Here is a 9,415-nt window from a genome sequence, read left to right on the forward strand (position 1 = left end):
GGCGGCCGATCAGGGGTTGTCAAGGTACTCTTTCCAGCCTTGACAACCCCTGCTCGGCCGTTGAAAGAATGAGAAATCGGGGCGGGCTTCACCCGGTGCGAGCCTGCGAGCCCGGCGCCCGAGAAACCCGCGTAGCGAAAGGCGCCCAACCGAAAGCCGGGCGCCTTTGCGCGAAAAAGTCAGCTCCGCTTCGGAAGAAGAAACGCGAGAAGCGTCCCCAGCACCACCAGCGGCGTGATCCACAGGAACGCCCCGCCGATGTTCCCCGCCACATCATCACCCAGCAGCGTCCCGAACACCGCCACCCCGAACGCCGCGCCGATCGACCGGGCGAAGGTCACCACCGCGCTCGCCGCGCCGATGTCCGCCGCCGGGACCGCGTTCTGCGCCGCCGTCAGTGCGACCATCGGCACCATCCCGATGCCGACACCGGTCACCAGGAAGTACAGCACCAGGACGACCTGCGACGTGCCCGGCGCCAGAGTGCTCAGCAGCACCAGCCCGGCGACGTTGAGCACCATCCCGGCCACCAGCACCACCCGCACGCGCGCCGGGTTCGCGATCCACCGGCCGGCCAGCGACTGGCTCACCACCAGCCCGATCACCAGCGGCAGCATGTGCACCCCGGACAGCGTGGCCGACACCCCGTCCACCACCTGCAGGTACGTCGGCAGGTAGACCAGCACGCTGAACATCGCGACGTTGGCGACGAACCCGACCACCGACGCGATCACGACCGTCCGCGAGGTGAGCATCGACAGCGGCAGCACCGGCGCCGCGGCCCGGCGTTCGACCGGGATCACCAGCGCGATCAACACGACCGCCGCCGCCGCGAGCCCCAGGACGCCCGGGGACGCCCAGCCCCACCGCTTGCCGAACGAGGTGATCAGGATCAGCGCGGTCGCCGCCGCGGCCAGCAGACCCGCGCCCAGGTAGTCGATCCGGGCGGCCGGGCGCCGCGCCGCCGCCGGCAGGTACCGCGCGGCGATCGCCACCGCCACCAGGCCGACCGGCACGTTGATCAGGAACGCCCACCGCCACGACAACTCGTCGGTGAACAGCCCGCCCAGCAGCGGCCCGGCGATGCTCGCGACGCCGTACACCGAGCCGAACCGGCCCTGGTACCGGCCGCGTTCCGCCGGCGCGACGATGTCGCCGACGAGCGCGAACGTCAGGACGATCATCCCGCCGCCGGCCAGTCCCTGCAGGGCACGCGCGGCGACGAGCTGCGGCAGGTCCTGCGCCAGCCCGCACAACGCGGACGCGACCAGGAACGCCGTGGTGGCGACGAGGTAGAGGCGTTTGCGCCCCAGCATGTCGCCGAGCTTGCCCCACAACGGGGTGGCCGCGGTCGAGGCGAGCAGGTAGGACGCGGTCACCCACGCGATGTCGCGGAACCCGCCGAGGTCCCCGGCGATCCGGGGCAACGCGGTCGAGACGATGGTCTGGTCCAGTGAGGCCAGCAGGACAGCCAGGACGAGGGCTGTCACCGCCGGTCGCACGGCGGGTCTGGCGGGGATGTCGATGGTCGTCATCGTTGCGCCTGCACCGGGATCGTGACCGTCTTGTACTCGGTGTAGGTGCCGAGCCCGACCGCGCCGTACTCGCGGCCCAGCCCACTGGCCTTGAACCCGCCGAACGGCCCGTCGAACCCGATGGGCGCGCCGTTGACGGTGATCGTGCCGGTGCGGACGCGGCGCGCGACCGCCAGCGCGTGCGCGGGATCGGCCGACCACACGCCGCCGGACAGGCCGTATTCGGAGTCGTTGGCGATGCGGACCGCGTCGTCCTCGTCGTCGTAGGCGATGACGACCAGGACCGGGCCGAAGATCTCCTCCTGCGCGATGCGCATCGAGTTGTCCACGTCGGCGAACAGCGTCGGCGTCACGTAGAAGCCGTTTTCCAGCCCCGCCGGGACTTCCGGGCCGCCGGTGACGAGCCGGGCGCCCTCCTCGATGCCGGTCCGGATGTAGCCGAGGACGCGCTGCTGCTGGTCGCGCCGCACCATCGGGCCGATGAACGTGGTGTCCTGAGCCGGGTCGCCGACACCGAGCGACTCGACGAGCTCCTTCAGCCCGGCGACCACCTCCTCGTAGCGGGCGCGCGGCGCGAGGATGCGGGTCTGGGCGATGCACGACTCGGCGTTGTTCAGCAGGGAGGAGAACTTCACGCCCTGGATCGCGGCGCCGAGGTCGGCGTCCGGCAGGATGATCATGGCGGACTTGCCGCCCAGTTCCAGGCTCACGCGCTTGAGCTGCTCACCGGCCAGCGAGGCGATGCGGCGGCCGGCGCGGGTCGAGCCGGTGAAGGCGATCTTGTCCACGTCCGCGTGCTTGACCAGGTGCTCGCTTGTCTCGCGGTCCGCGGGCAGCACGCTGATCACGCCCTCCGGCAGGCCGGTCTGCGCCAGCAGATCCGCGAGCAGGTTCATGCTCAGCGTGTTCTCCGGCGACACCTTGAGCACGACCGTGTTCCCGGCCAGCAGCGCGGGCAGGATCTTCGCCATCGCCGAGGAGAACGGCGAGTTCCACGGGATGATCGCGGCGACCACACCGACCGCCTCGCGGCGCACGACCGAGCGGAACGGCGCGGCGGGGTCGGAGGGTTCGAGGGTCTCCTCCCAGCCGAACTCCTCCGCCGCCTTCAGGTAGGCGTTCGCCTGACGGGTCAGACCGGGCTGGCCGGCCTTGGTGAACCACAGGGCCGAGCCGTTCTCGGCCGAAATCAGCGCCGCGATCTCGTCGGCGCGCTCCTCGCGGAGCTTGTTCAGCCTGCGGATGACGGCGATCCGCTCCGCGGGCGAGGTGTGCGGCCACGGCCCCTCGTCGAAGGCCTTCCGCGCGGCGGCGACGGCCCGGTCGACGTCCGCGGGCAGCGCCTGCGCGGCGCGGCCCAGCAGCGACTGGTCGTGCGGGGACCGGATGTCCAGCAGCTCCGGGCTGCTCGGGGTGGTCCACTCGCCGCCGATGAAGAGCTGCTCGTTGATGATCACTGGGTGCTCCCTCCGAATTTCAACTGCCTCATCACTGTAGCACTTAATTGCCACAGTGATGAGGCGGTTTCTGTCCGGAGGGTCACACTTCAGCGGAAGCGCCTTCGGCGTTCCGGCTGCCCAGGTGCGCGGTGTGCCCGAGCCCGGCCCGCCGCCGCGCGGTGCCCATTCGTCGCCGGCGCTGGTGATCCTGCAGCCTGGAACTCGTCACGGCGGGCAGGTCAGCTCGCCTGGTGGATCACGTCGACGACGGCCTGCGGGTTCGCCGCCGGCACCGCGTGCGGCGAGTCGACCTCGGTGATCGTCGCGCCCGCGCGCTGCGCCTCGAACCGCTCGGCGGCGGGCGGGATCGCCTGGTCGCGGGTCGCCACGATCGCGAACTTCCGCACGTTGCCCGGCGCCGTGGTGGCGACCTTCTCGTCGAAGGCTGCGGCCAGGATCGGCCGCTGCCCGGCGGCGGACACCGCCGCGTCGGCGGCCGGCAGCCCACCGGCGAACAGCGCCGCGAAGCTGTCGGTGTTGACGTACAGCTCGGGGCCGTCCGGGCTGTCCACGGTGTGCGTCGTGGCCGGGCCGATCAGCGTGCCGGGGAACTGCGAGTTCAGCTGCCCCGCCGTCTCACCGGCCTGCGGGATGAACGCGGCCACGTAGACCAGGGCGCGTACATCCGGCGCGGAGGCCAGCTCGCTGATCAGCAGACCGCCGTAGGAGTGCCCGACGAGGATCTTCGGGCCCTTGATGGCGTTCAGCACACCCTGCAGGGCGGCGGTGTCCGCGGCGACGCCGCGCAGCGGCACGGCCGGCGCGACCACCGGGTAGTTCTCGGACTGCAGCTTCCGCGTCACCTGCGCCCAGGACGACGCGTCCTCGAACGCGCCGTGCACCAGCACGACGGTTGGCTTCGGTCCCGGGGGAGGCGTCGTTTCGGCCTCCGCTCCGCAGGCGGCCAGCACGGACGCGGCGAGCACCGCGGCCACCGCTGGGAAGATCTTCATCGAGGAGCTCCGTTCACTGTGGACAAAACGGGCTCGAGCCCGCCACCGGGGACAGCGGGGGCGGGCTCGAGGTAGGGGGGAGAGGTCAGGCGACGGTGGCGTCGAGGGTGACCTCGATGTTGCCGCGCGTGGCCTTCGAGTACGGGCACAGCTGGTGCGCGCCCTGGACCAGCTCGTCGGCGGTGGCCTGGTCGACGCCGGAGGCCTCCAGGTGCAGCGCCGCGCTCAGCTTGAAGTCGTTGGCCTCGGTGTCGTGGTGCAGGGTGATCTCCGCGACGACGGCGAGGTCGCTCGGGTGGATCTTCTTCGCGGTGGCGACCCGGCGCACCGCGCCGATGAAGCAGGACGCCCACCCGGCGGCGAACAGCTGCTCCGGGTTGGTGCCGTTGCCCGCGCCGCCGAGCGCCTTGGGCACGCCGAGCGTGACGTCCAGCTGCCCGTCGTCGGACCTGGCTTGACCCCCGTTGCGGCCCTCCGCGGTGGAGGAGGCGACCGCGGTGTAGGTGATCTCAGACATCGGCTTTCCTTTGCGTTCCGTGGTGTGTGCCGACCACGTTACGAACGCCGGAACCGTCGCGGCGACCGTCGCACGACGTCACCGGTGTACGTCATCCCCGGATCAGACCAGTGCCGCGCTGATCCGCGCGTGCATCCGCCGCAGTCCGGGGCCGGGCTCCAGTCCCAGGTCGTCGTCGAGCAGCCGGGCGATCCGCCGGTACGCCGACAACGCCTCGTCCCGCCGGCCTTCGCTGTCCAGCGCCCACATCAGCAGCTCCCACAACCGTTCCCGGTAGGGCTCGCCGCTCGTGGCCAGCGTCAGCTCGGCGATCGCCTGCGCGCAGTCGCCCTGGCCGATGTCCAGCGCCCAGCGCTCCTCCATCGCCGACGCCCGCAGCTGCTCCAGCCACGTGCGGCGGCCCTCGAAGAACGAGCCGCCCAGCCCGTCGAGCGCGGGCCCGCGCCACAACGCCAGCGCCCCGCGCAGCAGCCGCGCGGCCTCGGCGTCCTCACCCCGGTCCCGCGCGTCACGCGCGTCGGCCGTGGTCTGGCGGAACACCGTCACGTCGACCGCGGCCGGGTCGACCAGCAGCTGGTACCCGCGGCCGGCGGACCGGATCTCCGCCGACGTGCCCCCGCCCGCGGCGCCGGTCAGCAGCCGGCGCAGGCGCGAGATGTAGGTGCGCGTCGTGACGACCGCGCTGCGCGGCGCCGCCGGCCCCCACAACGCGCCTACGATCTCCTCGAGCGTGACCTGCCGCCCCTCGCCGAGCAGCAACAGGGCGAGGACCCCGCGCTGCTGCGGGGATCCGACGTCCAGCTGATGACCGTCGTGCCAGACCCTGATCGGGCCCAGCAGCCCGAAACTCACCCCGGCCATGATTGGTTCCCCCGCCCTTTCGCGACGCGCGAGATTGTGAAGTCGAGCCTGGGCTCCTGCGACCGGCCCTGCCTCCACTGTGTCAGAGGCGCCGTGCCGGCGTCGCGGGAACCCGCGCACTTCGCTTCGTAGACACGACGTCTACACGTTGTCTGCACCACTGCTCTAGGAATGGTGCGCCGGCAACGGAAGCGCTGTGAACGAAAGGGTACTCGGTGGGCAAGGACGTGCGGGCCACTGTGGCGGAGCTCGCGAATCAGGGCGTCGTCGGGATCACCGTCGCCTGGGCCGACAACAACGGCATCACCAGGTCGCGGACCGTGCCGCCACGCGGGCTGCCGTCCGCCGTGCGCGCCGGGATCGGCGTCACACCCCTGTTCGCGGTCTTCGACTCGCACGACGCGATCACGTTCGGCCACAAAGGACTCGGCACGCCGTCGGGTGACGTCCGGCTCGTGCCCGAAGCAGACCGCATCGTCCGCTTGTCCGGTCAGTCCGGCTTCGCCTGGGCGCCGGGCCGCCTGGTCGCCGCCGACGGCTCGGACTGGCCCTACGACCCGCGCGGCGTGCTAGCTGGTGGTCGGCGGCGGTGAGCGGGTCCTGCGCGGTGATGCTGAGCTCGAACTGCCCCGGCCCGTATTCGCCGTGGGACTGGTGCACGCCGATGCCGTTGTGGTCGAGGTTCGCGCAGCAGCTGCTCGGCGGACCCGTCGACGGCCAGGGTGCGGAGCGGGCCGTAGGAGGGCCCGTCGTGCACAGGGCGGAACTCACCGGCGTCGGCCGCGGTGAGCTGGAACTCGATTTCGTAGCCCGCGCGCACGGTCAGTCCCGCGGCGGCGGCGCGCGCGACCTGCCGTTCGAACTCAAGCCGTCGGACGCCTCGGCCAACCCCTACCTCGCGCTGGCGGTCGTCATCGCCGCCGGGATCGCGGGCGTTCAGGACCGCCTGACCCCGCCGGACCCCGTCCAGCAGGACCCCGGCACCTGGACCGACGCCGAGCGCGCGGCCGCGGGCATCCGGCTCCTGCCCTCCACTGTGGACGAGCAGCTCGCCGCGCTGGCCGGCAACTCGCGGATCTCCGCGGTCCTCGGCGCGGAACTCGCCGACGCGTTCCGCGCCGTGCGGGAATCCGACGCCGCGTGGGCGGCGCAGCGCTCGCCCGACGAGGTGGTCGCGGGACACCGCTGGTTGTACTGACCAGCGGTGACGTACAAGCACAGCGTCACGTGACGCTCGCGAGGGCCGTCCCGGCAGACCTACTTTCCGGGTATGCACCGCCGGGCAGCCGTGATTGGACAGCAGAACGTGGTCTCGACCCCATGCCGTTTCACCATCCTCGGACCGCCCGGCCTCCGCTGCGGCGACGCCGAGCTGGAACTGGGCGCGCCCCAACAGCAGGCCGTGCTGATGCTGCTGTTGTCGCGCAGTGGCAGCTTCGTCCGGATCGGCGAGCTCATCGACGGCCTGTGGGGCGATCGCGCCCCGGCCACCGGTGAGGCCGTCATCCGCACCTACATCTCGCGCATCCGGCGCGTGCTCTCCGAGCACGGCCTCGGCACGGCGATCCGCTCGCAGTCCAGCGGCTACATGCTCGACCCGTCGCTGTTCGCGCTCGACGCGGACGAGTTCACGCGGCTGGTCGAGACCGCCCGGCAGGAACGCGGGAACGGGGACGTGCCGGGCGCGGCCAAGCACCTGCGCGAGGCGCTCGACCTGTGGACGGGCACCGCGCTGGCCGGGGTGCCGGGCGAGGCCGCCGAGCGGGAACGCTCCCGCCTGGAGCGGCTGAAGCTCATCGCCACCCAGGAGCTGTTGCAGCTGCGCCTGGAGATGGGCGAGCACGCCGAGGTGGTGGCCGAGGTGCCGCTGCTCATCCAGCTGAACCGGCTGGAGGAGCCGCTGTACGAGATCTACCTGCTGGCCCTCTACCGCAGCGGCCGCCGCGCCGAGGCGCTGGAGGTCTACCGGATGGTCTACGACCTGCTCGGCAAGGAGCTGGGCGTCAGCCCGGGGCCGCGCCTGCGGGCCATCCACGAGAAGATCCTGCGCGCCGACACCGACGCCGAGGACGAGTTCGTGCCCGCCCCGCGGCCACGGGCCGTGGCGCCGGTGACCGGGGAGCCGGCGGCCCGCCCGGCCGGTGCGGCACTGGACCGCGCCGTCGGATCCCGGTTCGTCGGCCGGGACGCCGAGCGCGCGGCCTTCGCCGCGATGCTCGGCCGCAGGCGCGGCGACGGCCTCGTGGTGTTCTTCGTGTGCGGTCACGCGGGCGTCGGCAAGTCGACCCTGCTGCGCCGCTACGCCGACGACGCCGCGGCCGCCGGCCGGACGGTGTGGCACCTGCACGACGTCAGCACCGCGGAGCTGCGGGAACGCCTTGACCAGCTGGCCGAAGGGCTGACCACGGCGTCCGACGGGCCCGTGGTGCTCGTCGACTCCTTCGAACGGCACGGCGAACTCGAACCGTGGCTGCGCGACGAATACCTCCGCACGCTGCCCGCCGACTCGATCGTCGTCGTGGCGAGCCGGCTCGGGCCCAGCGTCTGCTGGATCACCGACCCGGCGTGGTCCGGTTCGATCGTGGCCCGGCAGCTGGAAGCCCTCAGCGCCGCGGAGTCGGCGGCGCTGGTCGAGGCACGCGGCGTCGATCCCGGGTTCGTGCCGTCCATCGTGGACTTCGCGGCAGGCAACCCGTTCGTGCTGTCGCTGGCCGCCGAGGTCGGCCGCAGCATGTCGGCGACCGGGCAGCCGTCGCGCCGCGAGGCCGTGCGGTTCGTGGTCGACACCGTGCTCGACACCCTGATCGGTGCGGTGCCGTCGCCGCAGCACCGGTGGGCGCTGCACGTGTGCGCGCACGCCCGGTACACCACCGAGGACCTCCTGCGCGTCGCCGTGCCCGGCGGGGACGCCGCGGAGCTGTTCGACTGGCTGCGCGTGCAGCCCTACGTCGAGACGCCCGGGCACGGCCTGGACATCAACGGGGTGCTCCGCGAAGCGCTGGAGGCCCACCTGCGGTGGCGGGACCCGGTCGGCTACGAGCGGATGCACCGGCGGATCCGCGACTACACGATGAACACGCTGCTGCGGGATGCCACCGATCCGCGGGCGAGCGCGGCGGTCCTGCGAACCATCAGCCACCTCCGGCGCCGCGGCGGCGTGACGAACCGGTACGTGTCGGCGACGGGGGAGCCGGACGTGCGGGCCACCGGGGTCACCCCGGCCGACCACGACGAGCTGGTCGCGCTCGCGCACGAAACCTACGGCGAGTTCACCGCGTCGTCGGTCCGGTTCTGGCTGAACCGCCAGCCCGGCGGCTTCTACGTCCTGCGCTGCGTCCACAGCGACCGGTTGCGTGCCTTCATGAGCTGGCTGACCGTGCGCGAGCCGGCGCCCAAGGAGCTGGAGGCCGACCCGGTGATCGCGGACGTCTGGCACGACGTCGCGCGGCGGAACCTGCCGCCCGGGGCGCACTTCGGCATCGCCCGGCACCTGATCTGCCCCGCGTTCGAGTCCAAACCGAACCCGATCACCGACGTGTTCCTGGCCAGGATGATGCGGGGCTGGGTGCACGAGCCGGGCCTGGCGGCCTCCTACCTGGTCATCGCGAACCGGCAGTTGTGGGCGCCGTTGATGGACTACCTGGACCACTACGAGGTGAGCTGCGCCGGATCGAGCTACCCGTACGCGATCTTCGGCCACGACTGGATCGCCGACCCGCCGTCGTCCTGGCAGGACCGCCACCTGGAGGACGAACTCTGGGCGCCGCGGCGCCCGGACCTCTTCCGCCGGGAAGGGCGCTGAGGGCCGGTTCGAGCGCGGCCCTGCGGGTCGTGGAACTGTTCGAGCCTGGTGAAGCAGCAACCACGTTGCGCTGCTTGTGGTTTCGCGGTCGAATGCGGTAGGCGGCCGCCGGAGCCCTTCGCGCGCGGAGGGCGACCTGGTCATCTTCTTCGACGTGCCGCTGGTGCCGCGGCTGGCCGTCCTCGGCGGCCGTGACCCGGAGCGCACGAAGGCCGCCGCCGCCAAGCAGGGCTGGCCGGACGTCGAGA

At 72.2% G+C, this 9,415-nt stretch carries 8 protein-coding genes; 3 read left to right on the plus strand and 5 right to left on the minus strand.

The window, feature by feature from the left end; all coding sequences use genetic code 11:
• Positions 1–179 precede the first annotated feature (179 nt).
• The 5 genes from ABZ193_RS42225 to ABZ193_RS42245 form a co-directional block, all read right to left on the minus strand.
• Positions 180–1,535 carry an MDR family MFS transporter gene (locus tag ABZ193_RS42225; RefSeq protein WP_354714396.1) on the minus strand — a complete coding sequence of 452 codons (1,356 nt, stop codon included), beginning with the start codon at positions 1,533–1,535 and terminating at the stop codon, positions 180–182.
• Positions 1,532–2,992, minus strand: a complete 1,461-nt coding sequence (locus tag ABZ193_RS42230; protein ID WP_354714398.1) for an aldehyde dehydrogenase — start codon at positions 2,990–2,992, stop codon at positions 1,532–1,534. The genes ABZ193_RS42225 and ABZ193_RS42230 overlap by 4 nt, the downstream gene beginning before the upstream one ends.
• Positions 2,993–3,213: 221 nt before the next feature.
• On the minus strand, positions 3,214–3,987 hold the full coding sequence (locus ABZ193_RS42235; RefSeq protein ID WP_020419297.1) for an alpha/beta hydrolase: 774 nt from the start codon (positions 3,985–3,987) through the stop codon (positions 3,214–3,216).
• An 85-nt stretch (positions 3,988–4,072) separates the two neighbouring features.
• Positions 4,073–4,504, minus strand: coding sequence for an organic hydroperoxide resistance protein (locus ABZ193_RS42240; RefSeq protein WP_354714400.1), 432 nt, complete (start codon positions 4,502–4,504; stop codon positions 4,073–4,075).
• A gap of 102 nt (positions 4,505–4,606) precedes the next feature.
• The gene (locus ABZ193_RS42245; RefSeq protein WP_354714401.1) at positions 4,607–5,365 is read right to left on the minus strand and encodes an AfsR/SARP family transcriptional regulator; all 759 of its coding nucleotides are present in this window, start codon (positions 5,363–5,365) and stop codon (positions 4,607–4,609) included.
• A gap of 215 nt (positions 5,366–5,580) precedes the next feature.
• Here ABZ193_RS42245 and ABZ193_RS42250 point away from each other — a divergent pair, with 215 nt between their 5' ends.
• The 3 genes from ABZ193_RS42250 to ABZ193_RS42260 all read left to right on the plus strand — a co-directional run bounded on the left by ABZ193_RS42250 (position 5,581) and on the right by ABZ193_RS42260 (position 9,167).
• Positions 5,581–5,958, plus strand: a complete 378-nt coding sequence (locus tag ABZ193_RS42250; RefSeq protein WP_354714403.1) for a hypothetical protein — start codon at positions 5,581–5,583, stop codon at positions 5,956–5,958.
• Positions 5,955–6,563 carry a hypothetical protein gene (locus ABZ193_RS42255; RefSeq protein ID WP_354714405.1) on the plus strand — a complete coding sequence of 203 codons (609 nt, stop codon included), beginning with the start codon at positions 5,955–5,957 and terminating at the stop codon, positions 6,561–6,563. The genes ABZ193_RS42250 and ABZ193_RS42255 overlap by 4 nt, the downstream gene beginning before the upstream one ends.
• Positions 6,564–6,635: 72 nt before the next feature.
• Positions 6,636–9,167, plus strand: coding sequence for a BTAD domain-containing putative transcriptional regulator (locus tag ABZ193_RS42260; protein WP_354714407.1), 2,532 nt, complete (start codon positions 6,636–6,638; stop codon positions 9,165–9,167).
• Positions 9,168–9,415: the final 248 nt, after the last annotated feature.

It is taken from the genome of Amycolatopsis sp. NPDC006125 (assembly GCF_040614195.1).
Taxonomy (GTDB): domain Bacteria; phylum Actinomycetota; class Actinomycetes; order Mycobacteriales; family Pseudonocardiaceae; genus Amycolatopsis_E; species Amycolatopsis_E tucumanensis.